General features: G+C 43.2%; 13 protein-coding genes. All 13 read left to right on the top strand.

Going from position 1 to position 25,913, the window contains the following annotated elements; all coding sequences use genetic code 11:
* Positions 1-103: 103 nt before the first annotated feature.
* The 13 genes from JMN12_RS06575 (at position 104) to JMN12_RS06515 (ending at position 25,860) form a co-directional block, all read left to right on the top strand.
* Positions 104-2,233 carry a S9 family peptidase gene (locus JMN12_RS06575; protein WP_203138155.1) on the top strand — a complete coding sequence of 710 codons (2,130 nt, stop codon included), beginning with the start codon at positions 104-106 and terminating at the stop codon, positions 2,231-2,233.
* A 10-nt stretch (positions 2,234-2,243) separates the two neighbouring features.
* Positions 2,244-2,810, top strand: coding sequence for an aminoacyl-tRNA hydrolase (pth, locus tag JMN12_RS06570; protein WP_203138153.1), 567 nt, complete (start codon positions 2,244-2,246; stop codon positions 2,808-2,810).
* 53 nt (positions 2,811-2,863) lie between these two features.
* Positions 2,864-3,322 (top strand): CopD family protein, encoded by a 459-nt coding sequence (locus JMN12_RS06565; protein WP_088593435.1) that lies wholly within the window; start codon positions 2,864-2,866, stop codon positions 3,320-3,322.
* A gap of 326 nt (positions 3,323-3,648) precedes the next feature.
* Positions 3,649-6,933: a SusC/RagA family TonB-linked outer membrane protein gene (locus JMN12_RS06560; protein ID WP_203138144.1), complete on the top strand. Its 3,285-nt coding sequence runs from the start codon at positions 3,649-3,651 to the stop codon at positions 6,931-6,933.
* 12 nt (positions 6,934-6,945) lie between these two features.
* On the top strand, positions 6,946-8,694 hold the full coding sequence (locus tag JMN12_RS06555; RefSeq protein ID WP_203138143.1) for a RagB/SusD family nutrient uptake outer membrane protein: 1,749 nt from the start codon (positions 6,946-6,948) through the stop codon (positions 8,692-8,694).
* A gap of 149 nt (positions 8,695-8,843) precedes the next feature.
* Complete coding sequence (locus JMN12_RS06550) at positions 8,844-11,597, top strand: SusC/RagA family TonB-linked outer membrane protein (protein ID WP_203138141.1); 2,754 nt, start codon at positions 8,844-8,846, stop codon at positions 11,595-11,597.
* Positions 11,598-11,601: 4 nt separating this feature from the next.
* Positions 11,602-13,302: a RagB/SusD family nutrient uptake outer membrane protein gene (locus JMN12_RS06545; protein ID WP_203138138.1), complete on the top strand. Its 1,701-nt coding sequence runs from the start codon at positions 11,602-11,604 to the stop codon at positions 13,300-13,302.
* A gap of 311 nt (positions 13,303-13,613) precedes the next feature.
* The gene (locus JMN12_RS06540) at positions 13,614-15,170 is read left to right on the top strand and encodes a DUF1735 domain-containing protein (protein WP_203138136.1); all 1,557 of its coding nucleotides are present in this window, start codon (positions 13,614-13,616) and stop codon (positions 15,168-15,170) included.
* A 133-nt stretch (positions 15,171-15,303) separates the two neighbouring features.
* Positions 15,304-16,092: a glycoside hydrolase family 16 protein gene (locus JMN12_RS06535; protein ID WP_203138134.1), complete on the top strand. Its 789-nt coding sequence runs from the start codon at positions 15,304-15,306 to the stop codon at positions 16,090-16,092.
* Positions 16,093-18,558, top strand: coding sequence for a beta-galactosidase GalA (gene galA / locus JMN12_RS06530; protein WP_203138132.1), 2,466 nt, complete (start codon positions 16,093-16,095; stop codon positions 18,556-18,558).
* A gap of 511 nt (positions 18,559-19,069) precedes the next feature.
* Entirely contained in the window at positions 19,070-20,473 is a 1,404-nt protein-coding gene (locus JMN12_RS06525) for a cellulase family glycosylhydrolase (protein WP_203138131.1), read from the top strand.
* A complete protein-coding gene (gene bglX / locus JMN12_RS06520) occupies positions 20,470-22,782 on the top strand; it encodes a beta-glucosidase BglX (protein ID WP_203138130.1) in 2,313 nt (770 codons plus the stop codon). The genes JMN12_RS06525 and bglX overlap by 4 nt, the downstream gene beginning before the upstream one ends.
* A gap of 24 nt (positions 22,783-22,806) precedes the next feature.
* The gene (locus JMN12_RS06515; RefSeq protein ID WP_203138129.1) at positions 22,807-25,860 is read left to right on the top strand and encodes a glycoside hydrolase family 2 TIM barrel-domain containing protein; all 3,054 of its coding nucleotides are present in this window, start codon (positions 22,807-22,809) and stop codon (positions 25,858-25,860) included.
* Positions 25,861-25,913: the final 53 nt, after the last annotated feature.

Below are 25,913 nucleotides of genomic sequence, written 5' to 3'. Positions count from 1 at the left end.
ATTATTTAATAATTAATTACATCAAACTCACGTTAATTTAAGGAAAACTCCGTGAAATCTAGCTACACCAGCTGCCAATATTTATTAGACTATATTTTATCTTATGAAAAGAATAACGCTTTTCCTCTTAGGAACCTTTTTCTCCCTTTCAGCTATTGCTCAAAATCGCAAACTCTCAGTAGCCGAATCGGTGTTTTATGCCGTGCAAGACCCCTCTAATCCAATGGGATACCGCTACCTGTTTCCCGAAACTCTCGAAAAACTACGATGGCTCAAAGATAGTGATGTATACCTTTATACCAAAGACGGAAAATACCTTATTTTTAACCCAAAAAGGGAGCAGGTAGGAAGTATGAGCGCTGAGCAACTAAACGGCGATATCTTGCTGATTGACAAAAATGAAATCGTAACCAAATCCGAAAATACTTTCTACCGCTATAACGGCGATGGCAAGCAAGCTTTGGCAACGATTACTCTTCCTAAAGGTAGTGAAAATGCCGAATACAACCCTCAAGCGAAAGTAGTAGCTTATACTTTAGATAACAATTTGTACTTCGCCGATGAAAAGAACGATAAAAAAGCTATTACCTCATTTACCGATGCCAATATAGTAGCCGGAAAAGCAATTCACCGCAATGAATTTGGTATCAACAAAGGAATTTTCTTCTCTCCTAAAGGCAACTATGTAGCTTTCTATCAAAAAGATGAAAGCAAAGTCGCCGATTATCCTTTAGTAGATATCACCACTACCCCCGCAACGCTCAAATCTATAAAATATCCAATGGCAGGACAGCCCAGTGAGCAGGCTGCTGTAGGGATTTACGACTTCCAAAACCAAAAAGTGCTATACTTAGATATCGATACCACCGATGAACACTTCCTCACAAACTTAGCTTGGAGTCCCGATGAACGTTATATTTTGTTAGCCGAAGTAAATCGTGCTCAAAATTACTTCGCTCTCAACCGCTACGATACGCACACAGGTAAAAAAGTAAATACCATTTTTGAAGAACGCAATGCCAAATGGGTTGAACCCGAAAAACCTGCCGTTTTCTTGCCTAACAAAGCCGATGAGTTCTTGTGGCTGAGCGAACGCAACGGATTTACCAATGTGTATCACTACAATACCAATGGCAAACTCATCAAGCAAATCACTAATTTCCAATGGGTAGTACAAGATATTTTAGGCTTCGATGCGCAAGGTAAATACGTGTTCATCACAGGTACAGGTGCCGACCCGCGCGAGCAACACGCCTTCAAAATAGAGCTCAAAAACCCTAAAAAAATAACTGCCCTCACTACCGAAGCAGGCTCTCATAATGTACAGCTAAGCCATAGCGGTAATTATCTGTTAGATAGCTATAGCAGCATTAGCATCCCCAAAAACATAGACCTCATCAGTACCGATAAAGGCAGCAAGCAACGTTTGTTCACCGCTGAAAATCCATTGGAAGGTATAGCTGTAGGAACTACCGAGTTTGTTACTCTAAAAGCTGAAGACGGCACTCCTCTTTATGGCAAGTTACACAAACCTACTACTTTAGATCCTAACAAAAAATACCCCGTACTCATTTATGTATATGGCGGCCCTCACGCTCAACAAGTGAGAAACGAATGGTTAGCCGATACTTATTTGTGGTTACATTCATTCGTAGAGAACGAACAGTATATCGTTTTCACATTAGACAATCGCGGTAGTAAAAACCGAGGATTTGCTTTCGAAAGTGTTATCCACCGCCAATTAGGGGAAACCGAAATAAAAGACCAACTCAAAGGGGTAGACTACCTCAAGAGTTTGCCTTATGTCGATGGAAATCGCATAGCTGTACACGGTTGGAGCTTTGGAGGATTTATGGCTTCGAGCCTGATCACACGCCACCCCGATGTGTTTACCACTGCTGTAGCTGGAGGGGCCGTAACCGATTGGAAATACTACGAGGTAATGTATGGTGAACGTTATATGGATACCCCAAAAGAAAACCCCGAAGGCTATGAAAACAGCAGAGTAGGCAAATACCTCGACCACCTCAATCGCCCATTGTTGTTCATTCACGGTAGTATAGATGATGTGGTAGTACCTCAACACCTGATGAGTATCACTCGTGACGCTATCAAGAAAAATAAATTTATAGATACTTTTATCTACCCAATGCACGGACACGGAGTGAGAGGCAGTGACCGCATTCACCTCACGCAACAAATTATAGATTACATCAAAACAAACAACTTGTAATTATCATTCTATGAAGAAATATTTAATCGCCTGCCTCGGCAATATAGGGGCTGAATACGCCAACACTCGTCATAATATAGGATTCCTTGTAGCCGATACATTGGTGAAAGACCATAATGCTTCTTTCACTACTCAGAAACTCGGTGACCTCGCCGAAATTAAAGTGAAAGGGCGTACCTTTATATTGTTGAAACCCTCCACGTATATGAACCTCAGTGGCAAAGCAGTGCGCTATTGGATGGAAAAAGAGAACATTCCGTTGGAAAACCTTTTGGTCATTTGCGATGACCTAAATATCCCGTTTGGCACTATCCGTATCAAAGGCAAAGGTAGCGACGGAGGGCATAACGGACTTAAAGATATTCAGGCTCAACTCAACACCCAACAATACGCGCGTTTGCGTTTTGGTATTAGCAGTAATTTTGAATCGGGCAAGCAAATAGACTATGTACTCGGTGAGTGGACTCCCGAAGAGCAAACCCTCCTCCCCGAACGCTTACAAAAATCTGCCGAAGCCGTCCTTTCTTTTGGCTTATCAGGGCTTAATATCACAATGAACACCTTTAATAATAAATAGGAAGCGCAATCCCTAACCCCTAACCCCTAAAACCTGACCCCTGAAACCTAACTATGTACACACATCACCTCATTCTCATTCTGCACCTCATTGCTGCCACCATTTGGGTAGGTGGACACTTAGTATTGGCTATCGGCTATTTGCCCAAAGCTCTTAAACGCAAAGATTTTAGCTATATAGGCAATTTCGAGAAGACTTACGAGCCTATTGGTATGCCCTCACTTGCCGTATTAGTTATCACAGGTATTTTGATGGCTTACGACTACAACGCTGGTTTCAGTTCTTGGTTTTCATTCGCTACTCCTATTGAGCGCGTAGTATCACTGAAACTCATTTGTTTGCTAACCTCTATTTGTTTTGCTATTTCGGCACAAACGCGCGTTTTGCCCAAACTGCGCAAAGGTCAGCTCAACAAATTACCCGAAATGGCGGTGCATATCATCTGTGTAACCCTCATTGGGGTACTAATGGTAATACTCGGTAGTTTAGTAAGAATAGGGGGATGGCAGTAAAGCATATCCCCTTTTTATTTTGTAATACTTATAATTTTCTTCTTATTCCCCTACCACACTTTCTCTCTTCTTTTTTAAACCTGTACTTGCTTATTTGTATTTAAATATGTAATATTGCCTCTGCTAATTATGTATAAAAATATTTTAAACCTCTGAATAACAAGCTATAACAACTATCTAAACATTTCCTTTACTTTAAGATAATTTTATAACGTATAGATTTTGATAAATAAACGAAAAGAAATGATAACAACCTTTTAACTATAACACCCTACCTTTGCCCCAACGAAAATAAACATTTTCCATATAACTAAAATGCCAAAATTATGGATAGATTACATTCATACAAAACCAAACTACTGATGCTCGTATGGCTCTTGGGGCTTTGCATGGGGATACAGTCGCTATCCGCACAAACTGTCAGAGGAAAAGTAGTTGATGAAGACAATATGCCTCTAATGGGGGCTACTATCTTGGAAGTAGGTACTAAAAACGGCGTAAGTTCCGATTTCGATGGCAACTTCCAGCTGACCCTAAAAAACGGTGGTACTACCTTAGATATATCCTATATAGGATATAAAAGTGCAAAAGTGCAGGTGCAAAACCGCAACAACATCACCGTAAAGCTCTTGCCCGAAACCACCGAACTAAAAGAAGTGGTGGTGGTAGGGTATGGTACCCAAAAAAAGGAAACTGTAACAGGTGCTATTTCTTCTGTTAAAGGAAATAAACTCGTAGAAAATGCAGTTGCCAACGTCTCCAATGCGCTGGTTGGGCGTATGCCAGGGATTACTTCCACTCAGTCCAGTGGTGAGCCTGGTAGGAACGCTACTACCATTCGTATTCGTGGGGTGAGTACCTTCAATGCAAGTAGCCAAGAACCTTTGGTAGTAGTAGATGGTATCCAAAGCTCTATGAATGCCGTAAATGCGATGGACCCTTACGAAATTGAAAGTATTAACTTACTGAAAGACGCTTCGGCAACAGCTGTCTATGGTGTGAAAGGTGCTAACGGGGTGGTAGTAGTAACTACCAAAAGAGGTCGTTCTGGCGCTCCTAAGGTGAGTCTTACTTATAACTTTGGTATGAGTGAGTTGGCTACTCAGTTAGACCTGCTCAATTCTTATGATTATGCTCGTTTCCGCAACGAAGCTATTCGTAATGACAACGACCCAAGTAACTTCGATAAGCTGTTCAGTGAAAGCGGTTTCCACAACGAGTTGTGGAAGTTCAAGAACAATCGCGACTATACACCTCAAGAGGTGGAAGCGATGAACCTCACCCCTGAACAAAAACAAGCCCTGCTAAATAGCCCTGCGCTGTATTACACAAGTCATAACTATTTCAAAGAGGCTTTTGGCGGGGTATCTCCTCAAACGCAATTCAACCTAAACGTATCAGGGGGAAGTGAGAAAACGCGTTATTTTACTTCTTTGGGGTATTTCTATCAAGGAGGTACTTTCAAAGAAACTAATTACCACAACGCCGATGTAAACTCTAAATATCAGCGTTACAACTTCCGCTCTAACTTCGATTTTGAACTTACCGACCGCACCAACCTCACGCTCGACCTTGCTGCTGTATCTTCAAAGGTAGGAGGAATTTTAGGTAGTGAGCAAGACGGCGATGTAAACAGCGAAACAGCCCGTAAAAAGTCGATGTTAGTGCATATCTTGGCTAATACGCCTTTTGCAGGCCCTGGTATTGTAGATGGGCGTTTAATCGATGGATATGTAGATGGCGTAAATCCTTTAGTAGGCAAGGGAGGTACAGGTTATTCCGTATTGTCCAGTTTGCTCTGGCGACCTTATCTTACTACCTATCAAACCGACTTAAATCTAAACTTAAAACTGAAACACAAACTCGATTATATCACTCAGGGTCTTTCTATTTCGGGTACTTTTTCTTACAACGATTTGTATAGAAAAGGTGTGAAAAGAGAACGCTCTATCCCTTCGTATAGCGTAACTCGCAACCCTAAAAACCCTGCTGAACTACTCTTCTTTGGTGGCAGACTCAAACACACTACCCTTACCGACCGCTTTAAGTCAAGCAAATGGCGTCGCCTCTATTTTGAAGTAGCTACCAACTACGACCGCTCTTTCGGAAAACACAATATCACTGCCTTACTTTTGGCTAACGGACAAAAAACGTACGACCCTGGTTTTGAGTTCAACGTGCCTGCTGGTATTATGGGGCTCGCCGGTAGGGTTACTTACGATTACGACCGCCGTTACCTTATTGAAGGTAATATGGGGTATAATGGTACCGAAAACTTCGCTCCTGGCAAACGCTTCGGGTTCTTCCCTGCCTTCTCATTGGGTTGGGTAGTTACTAACGAAAAGTTCTTCCCTAAAAACAATATTGTTACTTACTTAAAGCTCAGAGGTTCTTATGGCGAAGTAGGGAATGACCAAGTAGGTGGTCGCCGTTTTCTATACCTGCCTAGTACTTGGGGCTATGGTTATGAAGGTTACCGCAACGATGGCTATGGTGCAGGAGGTTACTATTTCGGTAGTAGTGATGGTACTACCAAAGACCCTTTCTATACCGGTGCTTGGGAAACTCGTGTAGGGAACCCCAATGTTACTTGGGAACGCGCCCAAAAAAGCAATGCAGGTATCGACCTGAATATGTTTAAAGATAGGCTTACCATCAATGCCGATGTATTCCAAGAAAAACGCGACAACATCTTGTGGAACAGAGGTACAGTGCCTGGTATTGTAGGTTCTGACCTTCCTGCGAGCAATATAGGTAAGGTAACCAATAAAGGTTACGAAATACAAGTGCACTGGGGCGACAAGATAGGCGATTTCACTTATGGTATCGGGGGGAATGTATCCTATGCTAAAAACAAAATTGACTACCGCGATGAGCCTAACAACCCTCACCCTTGGATGAATGAAACGGGCTATTCTATCGGGCAGTATAGAGGTTATCTCACCAATGGTTTCTACAACACTTGGCAAGAGGTAATGCAACGCCCTTATTCGCGTTTTGATGGCAATAAAGTGCAACCTGGTGATCTCCGTTATGTAGATGTGAATGGCGATGGCGTTATCGACGAGAAAGACCGCGTGCCTATTGGTTATGCAAACTTCCCTCGCTATACTTTTGGGGCAAACCTCAATCTAGGTTACAAAGGATTTGAAATATCAGTGTTATTCACCGGTACAGCACAAGGTTCTATGCCTTTGGATTTCTATACGCGCAACCCTTTCTATATGGGTACAGGGGCTGCTTTCCAACATCAGTACGACGGACGTTGGACACCCGAGAAAGCTCAAAACGGCATTACCCCTACTTTCCCACGTGCTTCTATGCGCACCGGTGATAACATCAACGGATTGTTTAGCGACTTCTGGTTGCTCTCTACCGACCATATCAAGCTGAAAAACGTAGAGGTAAGCTATCTCTTGCAAAAGAAAATGTGGTTGGATAAAGCAGGTATCTCATCGGTGAAACTATCGGTGAGTGGTAACAACCTCTATACGTGGTCAAAAATGCACGATGGTTACGACCCCGAACAACAAGATTCTAACGGCGCTGCCTCTGGATATCTCTACCCTATGACCCGCACTTATAGCGTAGGGCTCAACGTTCAATTCTAAAAAATACAACCAATGAAAAAGCTCATTTATACCACCTTAATTCTCGTCTTTTTCTCACAAGTATTTTCTTGTAAGTTAGAAGACCACTTCCTCGAAAAGAGTTTAGGAAGCGATGTGAATGTCGATTCTATCTTTTCGAGCAAACAGAAATCTCTCTCGGCTATTGCCCAAGCCTACGCTATGAGCCTGCAATCAGGTATTACCTTGCGTTACGACAATGGGCGCATTAGCGGACTGAAAGCAGGAACGCTCTCTCACCTATCGGGAGAAGTGAACGATGTGAAATTCAGTTGGGAAGACACCTATAAAATTCAACGTTCTGGAATGGTAGCCAGCGACTCCGATGGCAAAGCATTGAGTTCCGATGGTTTCGTGTTCAACTACCAATCTATCCGTCAGTGCTATTTGGTGATTGAAAATATTGATAAAGTCCCCGATCTTACTGAGGTACAAAAGAAAGGTATCAAAGCCGAAATGTATACCCTCATCGCCTACCGATATGAGGAGATGTTTAAACGTTACGGCGGGGTACCTATTATAGAGGGGACTCTTTCAGTAGATTCCGACCTGAATATTCCTCGCGCTACTTTGCGCGCTACCTTAAACCACATTATTGCCCTTTGCAACAAAGCTATTAGCGACCTGCCCGATAGCTACAACGCTTCGGAAAAAGGACGTGTAACCAAAGGTATCCCAATGTGTATCAAAGCCGAAGCGTTGATGTATGCCGCGCGTCCGCTGTTCAATAGCAATACGCCTTATATGAGTTTGGGAGGTAATAACAACCTGATTTGTTTTGGTACGCAAGATGCTTCGTTGTGGCAACAAGCCATAGAGGCTAATGAGCAAGTGATACGCTGGGCAACTGCCAATGGTTATCAAATCATCAATACGGGCAACCCCTTAGCCGATTATGGTACAGCAGTAGCAACCCCTAACAACCGAGAAGTGCTCCTCGCCTTTAAATCACAAAGCTTTATAGAGGCTTATAACCCTCACAGCCAACCAGGAGGAGCAAATTCTATGAGTTACTTGCAGCTTACCCAATACTACAAAACTGATGGTACTGACCAAACGTGGACGGGTGAAAATTGGGAAAGCTACGCTACTTATGTGAACAAGTGCAATGAGTTAGAAGCCCGCTTTAAAGCCTCAGCAGCGATTGCAGGACAACAAGCGTGGAACAACCCGAGTTCGCATTATTGGTCAAGTGAGAGTTTGGCAAATGCGTCTACTTGGGAAAAGAGAGCGGGCAGTGAAGGCGCAGGACGCCGTGTAAAATTCTTCTATATGGCTGATACCCGCGATTGGTTTGAATTCCCTTTGTACCGTTTGGCTGAGTTCTATTTGAATCTCGCCGAAGCCTATAACGAAGCAGGTAATCCTGCTCAGGCTTTGCAAAACCTAAACGTTATCCGCTCGCGTGCAGGGCTGCCCAATGTTACTGAAACAGGACAAGATGCTTTGCGCAAACTCGTACAAAGAGAATGGGCAGTAGAGTTCTACGAAGAGAATCACCGTTACTTTGATGTAAAACACTGGAAACTCACCGATATTGCCAATGGTATCATTGGAGGAGAAAAGAAAGGAGTAGTTTTTGAGTACGCCCCAGGAAAATCGGAAGGGTGGAATGCGTGGGATTACGCTTCTTATGCTGTAAAACCTGTCTATACAGGATATTGGGACAACAGTCAGTATTTAGAGCCTTTCCCTCAATCGGAAGTGAACAAAGGCTACTTGATACAAAACCCTGGTTATTGATATAAATAAAAGAAATTCACCATAAGGTGAAAATTCGTGAGATTATACAATATAAAGGATTTTTATACTGAATACAATTCGTGTAAATTCGTGAGATTCGTGGGAAGCAAAAAAATATCCTAAACTCACGTGTAATAAAAACAACTGAAATGAAATATAAACATAACATATTATTTTGTAGCCTTGTGGGCTGTATGCTTTGGGCAGGTGCTGTGCAGGCACAAAGCCCTCTGAACGTACCCGAAGAGCTCTCAACACTTTCTACCTCATCAGTAAAAGGAGAACAACTTTTGAAAATGCCCACAACTAACTTTACCAACAGTTTGTTTGGGTTGCTACCTGGACTCACTGTATTGCAAGGGGGAGGAATGGACAATGCCAGCCTAAATATCCGCGGGTTGGGTTCTTACAACTACCCTTCGGTTACCTATTTTATTGATGGTTACCAAAGTGATTTTATACTGCTGTCACCTTCCGAAATCGAGTCGATTACGGTTTTGAAAGATGCGGCTGCCTTAGCGCCATTTGGTATGAAAGGAGCGCACGGCATCGTGTGGATTACCACCAAACGCGGTACAGAAGGCAAGCCTGTGGTAGGGGTAGATTTCCAAACAGGCGTGCAAATGCCTACGGTACTGAGCAAACCGCTATCGGCTACCGAGTATGCTCAGCTATACAACGAGGCTTACAGTAACGATGCAGGAGCTTGGACGAGCTTTTACAATATCCCTAACGATGTGAAATACAACACCGATTGGTATGACAAAGTGCTCAAAAATTCGGCTTTGTTTGATAGGCAAGATGTGAGCATACGCGGAGGCTCGTCTACTACCAAGTATTTTGTGCTATTAGGGCACGCAGGCAACAGTGGTTTGTACGCCTCTAAGAACGACGATTCGCATTCCAGCGGAAGGTTCGACCAATATCTCGTAAAGGCAAATTTAGACTTCAGTATGCTCAAAATATTTGAAGGAAATGTAAATATCAACGGACGTATAGAAGACCGTAAATCGCCTAATTACAACGAGTATAAGCTCTGGCAAAACTTGGCGAGCTACCCTAATATCATTTATCCGGCGCAAAACCCCAATGGGTCGTTCCCTGGTACAGCCATCCACCTCGATAACCCTTACGCCTCTATCCGAGCCTTAGGTATCAAAACCCTACACGACCGCACTTTAGGGGCTAATTTCAACCTAAAAGAGAAATTAGACTTCATCACCCCTGGTTTGTACATACAACAAGGCGTATCGCTCAGTTCGTGGACACGAGGCACACGCATTGTAAGCAGAGATTACACTCGTATGTTCAATGGGGTAGCACAAACCACCCATCGCGATAGCAACTACAAAGTAGATGACGACTGGGGTACCAACCAATGGAACCGTTTGCAGTTTCTGTTGGGTGCAGGTTATGCCCGTGAATTTGGGCAAAACACTTTCCAAACAGCGGTAAACTACCTTCAATACGTTTATAATATAGACGATAATCTCAACGGAAAAGCGGGTTTGAACAACAACTACGCCTATCAGAATATCGGCGGACGTGTGTTCTACGATTGGAACAAACGCGTATCGGCTGAATTTGGTTTTGCCTTCGGTGGCTCGGATAACTACAAGAAAGGCAATCGGTTTGGTTTTTATCACGCCCTTTCAGCAGCTTATCAGGTTTTCAATGAGCAACACCCTTCGGCGAATGCCAATATCAATCGGTTAAAATTGCGCGCTTCAGTAGGTACTACCGGTAACGATGTGTACAACGAAGGTCGCTACTTATACGAACGTTATTACGGTTCTTACGGAGGAGGTGGTTTTGCCACAGGAAACGACGACCCATCCTGGCATAGTGCTATCGGACTAAAATACGTGCCTAATGAGCGTATATTTGCCGAAAAAGCCTATAAGTACAACATAGGCGCGGAAGCTAAATTCTTCAACAAATGGGACGTGATGATAGATGCTTTCCTCAACAAACACGAAGGTATTATCACCCCCGATTACAGTATTTCAAGTGTCTTTGGGTCTACCCCTCCCTATAAAAATATAGGAAAGGTAACTAACCGAGGTTTTGAAGTGAGTACACTCTACAGCAATGCAGCAGGAAAACTCACTTATAGTATAGGCGCTAATGCTTCGTATGCTAAAAACAAAATAGACTATATGGCTGAGTACGATGCTAGCAGCGAGAGTTCAGCTCAAACAGGCAGACCTATCGGCACACGCTTTGGCTATGAAGCTGCTGGCTTTTACGACATAAACGATTTTGACAGCAATGGCAACCTGCTACCTTCACTCCCTAAACCTTCCTTTGGGAACGTTGCCCCTGGTGATGTGAAATACCGCGATCTAAATGGCGACAACCGTATAGACCCTGCCGATAAAACCGAAATAGGCAAAAGCTACCTCCCTACACTCACGTATGCTGGTACAATCAACCTCGGTTACGAAGGATTTGACCTTGGAGTGCTCGTGCAAGGAGTACAAGGCAGAGAGGTAAATTTATTAGACGATGCACGCCAAAAAACAGTTGCTTTCGAGAACAACGGCAATGTGTATGCTATCGCCAAAAACCGCTGGGCTTACTATCCTGCACAAGGCATCGATACCCGTAGCAGCGCACAGTACCCACGTTTGTCGTTATTGAGCAACAACAATAACACCCAGCCTTCCACCTTGTGGATAAAGAAAGCTAATTACCTAAGAGTACGCTACATAGAGGTAGGTTACAGCGTTCCTAAACGAATGCTCGACGAGATAGGCGTTAGCAAATTGCGCATTTACGTGAATGCCACCAATCCGTTTACTTTCTCATCACTGCTTACCGATTACGACTTAGACCCCGAAGTGCTTTCGGGTTACCCTGCCCTCAAATCGGTTACTATGGGTGTGTCTTTAAAGTTTTAAACAAATGAACTACCGAAAATATATCGCTATGTTAAAGAGTAATAAACCGAGCAGAACAATCTTTGCAGTGAGCTGCATTGCGCTGATGAGTACACTCATCGGGTGTAATGTGTTAGACACCAAAGAAGATATTTACGATACCGACGAGCAGATAAAAACCAATTACCAAGTGTTGTACGACTTTGGTTATGCTGCCTATACACGTTTGCAAAACCGCTTTGATGCCATCGATGGCAATCTGTTTGCGGCAGTGAGCGACGAGGCTGAATATACACTTTCGCCTTCAAACACTCAAGTTTTTAACGAAGGAAGCTGGAATAGCACCAACAACCCCGATAATACCTATGCTTATAACTACGAAGGTATACAAGCGGCTACTTATTTCTTGGAAAAATTCCCTAACTATGCTTCTTTCTTAAAGCAGAACCGCAATCTTATCACTCAAAACGACATCAACAACTACAATCGCGATGTGAAGAGCATAAGGGCTTTGCGCTTTGAAAACCGCGTGTTGCGAGCTTATTTCTATTTTGAACTACTGAAACGCTACGGAGGGGTGCCTCTTGTAAAAACAGGACTTTCCGCCGATAGTAACACGCATTTACCTCGCAACACAGTGGACGAGGTAGTGAACTATATCGTAAGTGAAATCGATGCTTCCAAAGATAGCTTGATTACCAATTGGGGAAGAGATTTTGATATTGGGTTAGACGGGCGCATTACCAAAGGAGCTGCCTTAGCCCTCAAATCCAGAGTGTTGCTTTATGCGGCGAGTCCGCTGTTCAACCCCACTAACGATGTGAACAAGTGGAAAGCAGCTGCCGAGGCTGCCAATGAGCTTCTCAGTTTAAATCTCTACAGCCTCGACAATAGCTACCGCGATTTGTTTCTCGGCGACAGAAGTGCCAAAAGCTCTGAAACCATTTTTGCTATTCGCCAAAGTGCCACCAATGATTTAGAAAGGAAAAACTACCCTATCGGCAGTGCAGGAGGTAATAGTGGTATCACGCCTTCACATAATTTGGTGAGTGCTTATGAGTACAAAGGCACCCCCAACCCTAATGATATATACGCCAATCGCGACCCTCGACTCGGCTATACGATAGTAACCAACAACAGTCAATGGAACGGACGCACGATAGAAATATACGCAGGTGGCGCTGACAACTACAACGCCAAAAACGCTTCACGCACGGGCTACTACCTCAAAAAGTTTTTGAACGACAATCTTGATTTAGTGCAAGATGAAAAAAGACTTCGTTCTTGGGTAGTTTTCCGTTTGGCTGAAATTTACCTCAACTATGCCGAGGCGATGAACGAAGCCTACGGACCCGATGCTAACAACGGTTATGCACTTACTGCCAAAGAGGCTATCAATTTGGTGAGAGGCAGAACGGGTGTGGAAATGCCTGCGATTACTACAGCATCAAAAGAGGAGTTCAGAGAGAAAGTAAAACACGAACGCCGTGTAGAACTCGCCTTTGAAGAACACCGCTATTGGGATTTGCGCCGTTGGAAAGACGCTACTACCGTGCTCAATGAGCCACTTAGGGGAGTGCAAGCTACTAAAAACGGCAATCATTTTAGCTATCAAGTAAAAGAAGTAGAAAAGCGCACTTTTACCGAAAAGATGTATTACTACCCTATTCCTCATAGCGAAATCAATAAATCTAACGGAATTGTAAAACAAAACCCAGGTTGGTAGTGACGAATGACAAGTGAAGAAATATGTCAAGTTAAAAAAATAATTGAATAACAAACCTCATCGCTTTTGCGGATTCCACTGTATTCGCATTTAAAAACAACAGCCTATATATCTTGAGAATAAACTCCGCAATAGAAGAAAATATTAGATGTTTTTTCACCAAAAAGTAGCTTTTGCGGATTGCCCCTTCCCTTCGGGAGGGGGAACGGGGGTAGGCATTTAAATACGAACATTGTATGCGGATTCCCTCCCCCTCCCCCAAGGGGAGGGGGAGAAGGAGGGGGTGAGGACAGACAGACAATCTCTTATATATGAAAACAAAAAACATTACATTATTGCTACTCCTATTCGTAGCCTTCATCGCTTGTAAAAAAGACGATGTATTTGAAGACCCTGGTATAAACAATATCTATATGCCACAAGCCTCCTTGAACAACGGAGGTAATGAATACAATGTGCCTTTCGGCGGAAACTCCGAAAACTACACTTTCGACGAGACTACTAAGAAATTGAAAATAGTGCTCGGCGTGAAGAACTCTGGTCTCTCTACCGATGGCTTTGCTGTAAAAGTAAAAGTTGATGCACAAGCTACTAATGCTTATGTAGAAAAGTACAAAAACGACGAGAAAAAACCGGCTGTAGTACTACCCGAAGGTTCTTACACTCTGCCTGAAAGCGCTACCATCCCTTCTGGTAAAAATGAAGAGTCTTTCTACTTAGAAGTAGATATGCAAAAGCTCCTTACCGACCACCCCGATTACTACAAGAATCGCATCGCTTTGGCAGTAAGCATTTATGGCAATGAGAGAATCCTCCAAAACAAAGCAACTACTATCGTAGTGATTGATGGGGCAAAATTCTTGCCTACACCTCCTGAGCCTCCTAAACCTACCTTGGAAACTATGCTCAAAAAAGATGCTTGGAAGGTGCTAAAACAAGGTATCGACGGCAAAATTACAGCCGATGCTAAGATTAATATCGTTGAGGGTAATATACATTACTCTTCTGGTAAAGTAGGTGGTAAGTTCAACCACGTGATTTACCAACCGGTAAAAGTGGAAAAAGGACAAACTTACACTTACGATATGCACGTGGAAATTAAAGGACAAGCGTGGGGTTGGATACAAGTGTACGTAAGTGAACACGAACCTGAAGAAGGCAAAGACTTTGGCGATGGCAAGGTATTAGAGCTCCAAAATAACATCACTTCTCCTATGAGTGGTTCATTTGCCGAACTTTCAACTATCCAAGACCAAAAAACCTATACCGCTGGTAAAACCGGCACTCTCTATTTTGTAATAAAGATAGGTAGCTGGGATAATAATTTCGAGGATTTAGCCCTCTCTGATATCGTATTCAAGAAAGATAACAGTCCTAAGCCTCCTAAACCTGCTGTAGAAACCCGCATCAAGAAAGATGCTTGGAAAATACTGTTGCAAGGCATCAATGGAGGTCTTTCAGAAAAAGCTGATATCACCATTACCGACGGTAATATTCATTACACTTCGGGCACCGAAGGCAAGAAGTTCAACCACGTGATCTATCAGCCTATTGAAGTAAGCGGAGGAGAAACTTATACTTACGATATGACACTCACCGCCAAAGGCAAAGCGTGGGGCTGGATACAAGTGTATATAAGTCAGTGGGAACCTGAAGAAGGCAAAGACTTCAATGATGGTAAGGTGTTTGACCTATCAGGAGAAATCAAAACACCTAAAAGCGGACTGATGTCGGAATTAGCTTCAGGTGAAAAGACTTATACAGCTACAAAAAGTGGTAAGTTATTCTTTGTGATAAAAATAGGTAGCTGGGATAACAATTACGAAGACTTAACTTTTTCAGATATCTTTATCAAAAAAGCACCTTAATAATCTTATATTCTTGAATTATTTGGATTATTTCGATTATGTTATGTAGGGGCGTTTTGCAAACGCCTCCATACAAATTCCCCATACAAACAACCTTTTGCAAACGTTTTTTTTAAATCAAATTAATAATAATATGAACACCCTGAAATTATTTAGTTTTCTCTCAATATTTTTATGTGGTATTACCGCCTGTAACAAGTCAGGCGGTGATACCCCTATTGAGGAGAACCCTATGCCCGAAACCCCTGCTGAATGGGTTTTAGACTTTCAAGAAAATTTCGATGGCAATGCATTAAACACCGATAATTGGGCAGTGTACGACAATGAATACCTCGAAAAAGAAGGCAAACTCAAACCCGAAAACACCCGCCGTACTTATGCTATTGAAGTAAAAGATGGTTTCCTTAACTGCCTTATCGACAAAGACCCTAAACGCAATGGCTGGTTTATGACAGGCGGTATTGCCCATAAAAAGAACTACAAATACGGCAAATTTGAGTTCAGAATCCGTATGGACGAAGACCCTCATAAGTCTTCCAGCGGTTTAGGACTTACTTGGCCTGAAAGTGAAAAATGGCCTCAAGATGGCGAAAATGATATCTACGAAACCGCTCACGAAAATAATACTTGGAATACAAATATCCACTATGCAGTATCTGGTAAAGACCAACAGTATCAACAAACCTTCCGCAATTACAACAAAAGCGATTGGCACATCGTAGCAATGGAATGGGCGCCTGAGTATATCAAGATTTACATCGATAGCAAATTAGTATGGACTCTCTCCGACCCTGTAGCAATAGCCAAAGCACCTCACCACTTGTGCTTCCAAACCGAAAAAGACATTAACAAACCTTTTACCAAAGCCCTCAAACTCCAAGTAGACTGGGCTAAGGTATATAAATATGTGCCTAAAAAATAAATGACTCATCTAAACAAATTATTTTTCATTTTTATCTGTATGTTCCTATGGCTTGCCCTTCCCATCTATGGGCAAGCCACAAGGGAACATAATTTGTTGGATAGCAATTGGAAATTCTGTTTAGGACACGCTACCGACCCCTCCAAAGATTTGTACTACCGCGTGTATAACGACTTCTCTAAAACACTCTCCAAAGGCATTAACTTTTCGAGCATAGACTACGACGATAGCGCGTGGCAAACCGTAGACCTCCCTCACGATTGGGCAGTAACTCTCCCTTTCAGTGAAAAAGGTGATTGGTCACACGGATATAAAGCCTTAGGCAGTACCTTCCCCGAGCATAGTATCGGTTGGTATAGAAAAACCTTTGACCTCAGCAAATCCGAAGCAGGCAAACGCATCGAACTGCAATTCGACGGTATTTTTAGAGATAGTCGGTGTTGGGTAAATGGCATTTATGTAGGGCAACACCTCAGCGGCTATACGGGTGTAAAGTACGACATCACCGATTTGGTGCATTTTGGCAAACCTAATGTGATTACCATAAGGGTAGACGCTACCCAAAACGAAGGTTGGTTCTACGAAGGCGCAGGTATCTATCGGCACGTGTGGCTGAACTCTTACAACTCTGTTCACTCTTCCCCCGAAGAGGTTTTCATCTATACCAAAAGCATTGGCAAACAAGCCGAAATGCACGCCGAAACTACGGTTTATAACCGAGATACAAGCTCACAAACATTTCAAGTGGAATGGACTATTCTTAACCGTGAAAAGAAAGTAATAGCTACTCACAAATCTGCAAATACTACTTTTGCCCCTAACGAAAAAGTAACAGTAAAGAGTAACCTTAACATTCCTAATGCACAGCTTTGGGACACTGAGCACCCCTATCTGTACACCCTAATAACAAAAATCACTGCTAACGGAAAAACTACCGACCTCATTCACACTCGTTTTGGGGTGCGTACTTTCAGTTATAAACCCGACGGCTTTTACCTCAACGGCAAAAAAATGAAAATAAAAGGCGTGTGCGTACATCAAGACCACGCCGGTGTAGGCACGGCTCTATTAGATGAGTTGCAGTACTACCGCATTGGGCTACTCAAAGCGATGGGCGCCAATGCCTATCGCACTGCCCATCACCCTCACAGCCCTGTTGTGCTTCAAGCCTGCGACAGTTTAGGTTTATTAGTGATGGACGAAACCCGACTCTTAAACAGCGGGCGAGAATACCGTCAACAATTTGAAGACCTTATCAAGCGCGACCGCAATCACGCTAGCGTCTTTATGTGGTGTATCGGGAATGAAGAAGAAAAAATACAAAGCACCGAAACTGGCGAGCGCATTGCGCGTACGTTGGTGAGTTTACAACAGTATTTAGACCCTTCACGCGTGAGCACTTATGGCGCCAACGTAGGTAATGAAAGTGAAGGCGTGAGTGCTGCCATACCAGTACGAGGCTTCAATTACAACCTCTATGGTCTTGCCGATTATGAGAAAGCGTACCCCAATCAACCTATCATCGGTACCGAAGTAGCCAGCACCGTGGGTACTCGAGGGGTGTATCTGCCGGAAATCGTGCTCGACAAAGCCGGGGGGTACAGTGGTTATTTTGTAGCCGATACCCTATGCGCTTACCTGCTCGACCAAGATAAGAGTTACCCCAGTTGGGCATCACAAGCACAGCAATGGTACAGCACAACGGCTACCGACCCTCGTTTTATGGGCGGTTTCGTATGGACGGGCTTCGACTATCGCGGAGAGCCAACTCCCTTTGCGTGGCCTAATATCAGTTCGCATTTTGGGGTAATGGATGTGTGTGGTTTCCCTAAGAACGTGTATTACTACTACAAAGCCCATTGGAGTGAATCGCCTGTATTGCACATAGCTCCCCATTGGAATCTCAACCAGCCACAAGGCTCTATGGTAAAAGTGTGGGTATATAGCAATACCGAAGAAGTGGAACTTTTCTTAAACGGAAAATCGCTCGGCAAACAAAAAACACCTACTTTTGGGCATTTGTATTGGGATGTACCCTACGAAAAAGGTACGCTGAAAGCCGTAGGCACTAAGAATGGAAAGCGAGTTACTACCGAAGTTACTACTACCGAAAATCCTTTTGCGATTGTGCTCAGCCCTCATAAAACAAAGCTGAAAGCCGGCAAACAAGATGCCGTAGTGGTGAATGTGAGTGTAGTAGATAAAAAAGGACGGGAAGTACCTGATGCTCAGAACCTAATTCAGTTTGAACTCATAGGTGATGCCACCATAGCAGGTGTGGGCAATGGCGACCCCAGTTCGCACGAGAAAGATACTTTTGCCGAAGGAGAGCGTGTAGAGCGCAAACTCTTCAATGGCAAATGCCAAGTGATTATCCGCTCAGGTGAAAAAGGTGGCAAACTGCAATTGCGCGCTACTGCCAAAGGTCTAAAAGAAGCACAAATAATAGTGAAAAGTGAAGAGTGAAAAGCCTCAACTCTGCAATAATGAGCATCATTACGCTTTGTCAAAGTCAAAAACTTTGACAAAGCCTCACCTCAGCAATATCCTTATAATCAATCACTTTTATAGTATGTTGTGTAGGAAAGCCAGCGATAGCTGGGTATGTGCTGCAAACGCCCTCCAAAACAAACGCCCGAAACAAACGACCCGAAACAAACGACTAAAACAAACGCCCAAAAATAAATTCTTGGAAGCTATTATTTTAACGTCAGTTCGATATAACAGAACATTGATTTACAGCTTTGTAACATAATATATTCACAAAATAATTCACCGTCAGGTGAAAATTCGTGAGATAATATAAAGTAAAGGGTTTTTTACAGTCCTTATTTCGTGAAAATTCGTGAAATTCGTGGGAGATTTAAAACATTTTGCTGATTATTTAATAATTACTTACGTCGAACTCACGTTATTTTATATATCACAATTCGTGTAATTCGTAGGAGATTTAAATAAATTCTTGATTTATAAAAAAATGTTTAATATAAAACTATCTAAAATACTGCTTTTGGCGCTTTGCTTGTGTGGAGCACTAAGCTTTTCGCAAGCAAATATAACGGTAAGCAAAACCCACCCGCGCTATTTTGAAAAAAATGGTGCGACGTGGATTCCTATTAGCACCAATTATCTACCATCGCATAATTTTGAAGAGGTAGAAAAGTACTTTAAACACTTTGCCGAGAATGGTGGAAATGCAATGCGCATCTGGATAAGCACTGAGTTCTTAGAAATAGAAGACCAAAGGGAAGGAAAATACAATCCTGAGAAGTTAGCGCGTATAGAACAGTTGCTGCAACTTGCAGAAAAGTATCATATTTACCTTAAATTCACCCTGCATCACTTGCGTACTATCTCTAATAACATCTCACCTGAGGCTTCTTGGTGTAACAGCCGTTCGCTAGCTTCCAAGTTCAAGAATGTAAGCGAGTATGTAAGTAGCAAAAAAGGTAAACAATCCTACTTAAAACGCCTCAAAGCACTTGCTCAAAAGTGCCAAAACCACCCGTATGTATATGGCTGGGAGCTGTGGAACGAAATGGATTCAGCAGTACCCGAAGCAGAGTGGCTTCCTTTTACCGAAGAGATGCTCGGCAAGGTGAAAAAATTATGTCCTAATCAGTTGGTTACCCAAACCTTAGGCAGTATGCACGCCCCTTATATGGAAGACTACTACAAAAAGCTGGCAGTAATATCTGACAACGAGTTTTTGAGCATTCACCGTTATTTGGACGAGGGCGACAAGTGGCATCAATACCCGATAGTGAAAGGAGCTGTGAGTGCTTTAGCAACCGATGCCGTAGCTATGGGCTTGACATTTACCAAAAACGACCCCAAGCCTGTTATCATCAATGAGATAGGAGCTGTAAACCCTAACCACGCAGGACCTTCGTCGCTTTATCCGAAAGACACAGAGGGCGTTTTGTTACACGATTTTATCTTTGCACCTTTCTTTGGAGGTAGTGCAGGTTCGGGCAATACTTGGCATTGGGATCATTACATAGAGCCTAACCAATTGTGGTATCACTTTGGGCGTTTCAAAAATGCTATTGAAGGCATTGACCCTGTGAAAGAAGCGATGAAACCTTTTTCATTTAGCTCAATGAATGTAAATTGTTATGGCTTACAAGGAAAAACCAAGACAATTCTGTGGTGCAGAGACCTTGCTAATAATTGGAAAACAGAACTCCGCGATGGAATCCCTGCCGAGATAAAACACAATTTCGAAATACCGCTCAGCCACATCAACAACAAATATACGCATTACAGTATATACGATCCTTGGACGGATAAATGGGAACGACATATACCTATTGAAAGTAACAAGGCTTTAATTCCTGCCTTCAAACGTTCAATAGTAGTAATCTTAGAAAACCTATGAGATATAGCAAACACATTTTTAAAACGCTTATTTCGTTACTTATGATAGGTTGCGCAACACCCGCTATCCTAAAATCTGATAATGAAAAACTCACCCAAAAGAGTTTCAGTGGTGATAAACATATAGAACAGCGCGTAGATTCGGTACTGCGTTTGATGACTCTTGAAGAAAAAATCGGACAAATGACGCAATTCTCAGCCGATTGGTCGGTTACAGGCCCTGTAATGGCTGATAAGTACCAACCTTACCTCGAAAAAGGCTTGGTAGGAAGTATTTTTAACGCTACTTCAGTTGCAGGTATACGAAAATTGCAAAAAATAGCGGTAGAACAAACACGTTTAGGTATTCCTATCCTCTTTGGTCAAGATGTGATACACGGCTATAAAACTATCTTTCCCATTCCGTTAGCTGAGTCTTGCTCGTGGGATTTGGCTTTGATGCGCAAAACAGCTGAACTCGCTGCTCGTGAAGCTAGTGCCGATGGTATCAACTGGACGTTTGCCCCTATGGTAGATATTACCCGCGATGCTCGTTGGGGACGCGCAATGGAAGGCGCAGGTGAAGACCCTTATTTAGGAAGCCTCATCGCCGAAGCGCGCGTAAAAGGATTTCAAGGAGGTGACAATTGGCAAATGTTGAGTAGCCCTCACACGCTTTTAGCTTGTGGTAAACACTTTGCCGGCTATGGAGCTGCCGAATCAGGCAAGGACTATAATACAGCTGAACTCTCTATGCACACCTTGCGCAATGTATATTTACCTCCTTATGAGGCGACCCTAAACGCAGGGGTGGGCAGTATAATGGCTTCTTTGAACGAGATAAACGGTGTGCCTGCCACCGCCGACAAGTGGTTGCTTACTGAGGTGCTCCGCAAAGAATGGGGCTTTAACGGCTTGTTAGTGAGTGATTACACAGGCATTAACGAGTTGGTGCGACACGGGGTAGCCAAAGATGATAAACAAGCGGCAAACCTCTCAGCCAATGCAGGAATAGAAATGGATATGAACGGGGCAACCTTTATTAAATACCTTAGTACCTTAGTGAAAGAAGGTAAAATAACCGAAGCGCAAATTGATAAAGCAGTAAGGCATATATTGGAAATGAAGTTCCTTTTAGGTCTTTTTGATGATCCCTACCGATACTTAGATGAAACCCGTGCCAAAGAAAATACTTTTACTGAGGAATATCTGAAAGTAGCGCGACAAGCTGTTGCTTCCTCAGTAGTACTCTTGAAAAATGAAGCTAAAGCGTTACCCATCAAAAAGGATAGCGGTAAAACTATTGCTGTAATAGGGCCTATGATGAACAACACAAGTGATATAAACGGCAGTTGGACGTGCTTAGGTGACGGCAAACAAAGCGTGAGTTTACTCACAGGGCTTACTGAGAAATACAAGGGTACAAATGTAAAACTCCTCTATGCCGAAGGCTGTGGTTTTACAACTATTTCAACAGAACAACTCAAAGAAGCGGTTGCTATGGCTCGCAAAGCCGATAGGGTATTGGTAGCCGTAGGTGAACAGAGCGGCTGGTCAGGAGAATCGGCGGTGCGCACCGACATTCGTTTGCCTCAAGCACAACGCCAATTGCTCGAAGCACTAAAAGCCATAAACAAGCCCATAGTTATCATTACTTTTAGCGGACGACCACTCGACCTTTCTTGGGAAAACGAGAATGTACAAGCTATTTTGCAAGCGTGGTTTCCTGGTACGCAAGGGGGCAATGGCATTGCTGATGTGATAGCAGGCGATGTAAATCCTTCGGGGCACTTAACGATGTCTTTCCCGCGCAGTGTGGGACAAATCCCTATTTACTATAACTACAAAAGCACAGGGCGACCTGTATATACAGATAATGAAGAAGTAGACCACCACCCTCATTATAACGCAGGCTATTTGGATAGTTCCATTACGCCTCTTTATCTTTTTGGTTACGGACTCAGCTATACTACCTTTGCTATTAGTAATGTGCATCTGAATAAAAAAAGTATGAAACGTTATAACGATAGCATTATAGTAAATGCCTCTGTGCAGAATACAGGAACAACCGAGGGCAAAATAGTGGTACAACTCTATACCCGACAGTTGGTAGCAAGTGTTAGCCGCCCCGTAAAGGAATTGAAAGGATTTCAAAAAATATCTCTCAAAGCAGGTGAAAGCAAACAAGTCCGTTTTGAACTGCCTTCCGAAGCTCTTGCTTTTTACGGTATCAATGGAAAAAAGGACACTGAGCCCAGCGAGTGCTTGCTGTGGGTGGGCTTACATTCTGCCGATAATAATAATGAACAACATTTTACAATAGAAGAATAACAAACCATAAAATAGTAAACGATTATGAGAATACAACGTACCTTATTCTTATCAGTACTTGCCTTGGCGAGTAGCCTCAGCATAGCGCAAACCCACAATTGGGAAAACTTAGCAGTAAGCAGTATCAACACCGAAAAAAGTCATAGCCACTATGAGCCGGCTGGAAAAGTACTCCTCAATGGCAATTGGCAGTTTGCCTACTTCAAGCACCCTTCACAAGTGCCTGCCGATTTCTTTTTGGGCAATGGCATCAGCCAGTGGGACGCTATAAAAGTGCCTTCAAATTGGCAACTGCAAAGCAACCGATATGACCCTCCTGTATTTACCAATATCAAATATCCGTTTGAGATGAACCCTCCTTACACCCCTAAGGACTACAACCCTACGGGAGTGTATAGAACGCAGTTCACAGTGCCTAACAAATGGAAAGGCGAACAGGTATTCATTCACTTTGCGGGAGTGCAATCGGCGATGGAGTTGTTCATCAATGGTAAGCAAGTGGGCTATCACGAAGATGCAATGCTACCTGCCGAGTTCAACATCACTCCTTACCTTAAAAAAGGCAAAAACGAGCTGTATGTAGAAGTCTTAAACTGGTCGGACGGCAGTTATATAGAAGACCAAGATTTTTGGCGACTCAGCGGTATTTATCGCGATGTATACCTCTTTGCTACCCCCGAGTTGCGTATGCGTGACTTTACAGTATATCCTCAGCTCGATGCACAATACCGCGATGCTACCTTGCAGGTGCAAGTAGAGGTACAGAATTTAGGCGAAAAAGTAAGCGATGCCCTTATGGTACAAACCACCCTTAAAGACAGTAAAGGCAATGTGATAGGTGCTGAAAAAGCCTCTGTTGCGGATATTGCTGCGGGAAAAGAAGCTACCGTTAGTACCCAAATAGCCGTAAAAAATCCGTTGAAATGGACTGCCGAAACCCCTAACCTTTACAAAGTGGAACTCAGTTTGCTCACCGCCAAAGGCAAGGTGTTACAATCGTTTACTCAAAATGTAGGGTTCAGGAAAGTTGAACTAAGCAACGGATTGCTCCTTGTGAACGGCAAGCCTGTGAAGTTTAAAGGAGTGAACCGTCACGAGTTCGACCCTTATAACGGTCGCACCATCACCCGCCAATCGATGATTGACGATATTATCCTGATGAAAACGCACAACATCAATGCGGTGCGCACCTCTCACTACCCCAATCAGCCTGAGTGGTATACCCTCTGCGACGAATATGGTTTATATGTGGTAGACGAAGCCAATATCGAGAGCCACGGATTGTGGGAGAGTGGTTACTACATAGGCGAACGCCCCGAATGGCAAAAGGACATCGTGGAGCGCAATGTGAATATGGTTGCTCGCGACAAGAACCACCCTTGTATCATCTATTGGTCGATGGGGAATGAATCGGGTTGGGGCAAGAACTTCGATGCGGCTTACGAAGCGATAAAAGCCCTCGACCCTCAAAAGCGCCCTGTGCATTATGAGTCTAAAAACCCTGCTTATGCAGGCGTGCTCTCGCATTACGATATCATCTCTAATATGTACACCGATCTCAACCACCTGAACAATCTCTTTACCGAAGACCCAAAACGCCCTGTGATTATTTGCGAATATGCCCATTCTATGGGTAACAGCTTAGGCAACTTCCGCAAGTATTGGGAGCTTTTTGCTACCAATGAGCGCTACCAAGGTGGCTTTACGTGGGACTGGAAAGATCAAGCGTTGCGTTGCAAAGATAAGAACGGCAAAGAGTATTGGAACATCATCAATCACATCGACAAGGCGAATGTGAACGACGGATTGGTAAATGCGACAGGCGTTCCTCAACCCGAAATGCACGAACTGAAAAAGGTATATCAGTATTTCAATGTAAAGGATATTGATATCAACACAGGTTTGGTGCTCATCAGCAATAGCAACTACTTTGTAAATAGCGATGAGGTGTATTTGCAATGGGAACTTATCGAGAATGGCAAGCCTGTCGCCAATGGGGTAATCAACGATTTGAACATCGCCCCACAAAGCCAAAGAGCCCTACAAATACCTTTCAAAACAAAATTAGTACAAAACGGCAAGGAATACTTTATGAACTTCCGTTTTAAGAATAAAAAGGCAACTGCTTGGGCTTCAAAAGATTTTGAAGTAGCCAAAGAACAACTCGCTTTTCCTAACCGTGTTGAGAGAGAACCCACCAAGCCCTCCGATAAAAAACTAACATTTACTGACGAAGCGACAAACTTCACCGTAAAAGACGACGATTTTACAGTCGTATTCAGCAAAAAAACAGGCGGTTTAAGTCAATTTACACATAAAGGAAAAAAACTACTTTCAGAAGAGATGGTGCCCTCTTTTTGGCGTGTGCCTACTGATAATGACGAAGGTGGTTTTGAGCACTCCTATGCCTCAGCTTGGCGCAAAGCAGGATTAAAAGAAGCTGCGGTAACTGCCACCGAAATGAGAGCTACACCGATAGGGGAGACTCAAGTGAAGATAGTAGCACACAACCGCATTGAAACCAAAGCGGGCAATATCAGCCAACAAGTGACTTACCTCATCAATGGGGACGGACGTATAGATATCAGCACAAATGTGGAAGTACCTGCCTCTGTGCCTCCTTTGGCAAGAGTGGGAATGCTCCTAACGCTCGACAAGAGTTTTAACAAAGTGGAATGGTACGGCAAAGGTCCTTATGAAACTTATGCCGATAGAAAAGAATCAGCATTTGTGGATATTCACAGCGGTGCAGTAAAGGATATGCACTTCCCTTATGTGATGCCTTCTGAAAACGGCAATCATACCGATACCCGTTGGCTCAAACTCCTTTCGGGCACTACCGAACTGTACATCAGCGCTCCTAAGCTCTTTAATTTCAACGTGCAAGACTATTCCGATGACGCGCTAAATCAATCCAAAGAAACCCAAGAACTGCGCCGTGGAGACCACACTTATTTGCACATCGATGAGGCTCAAATGGGTGTAGGAGGAGATGACAGCTGGTCGCCACGCGTACATAAAGAGTTTTTGCTCAACCAACCCTATTATCATTACGAATTTAGCATTCAGGTGAAATAAAGAAAACCCAACAAATATTTAAAGTTAAATGTTTGTTAGGTTAAAACTATTTA

The organism is Capnocytophaga genosp. AHN8471, assembly GCF_016806945.1.
GTDB lineage: Bacteria > Bacteroidota > Bacteroidia > Flavobacteriales > Flavobacteriaceae > Capnocytophaga > Capnocytophaga periodontitidis.
Note: the sequence above shows the minus strand (reverse complement) of the source record. Positions and strands in the feature narration are given on the sequence as shown.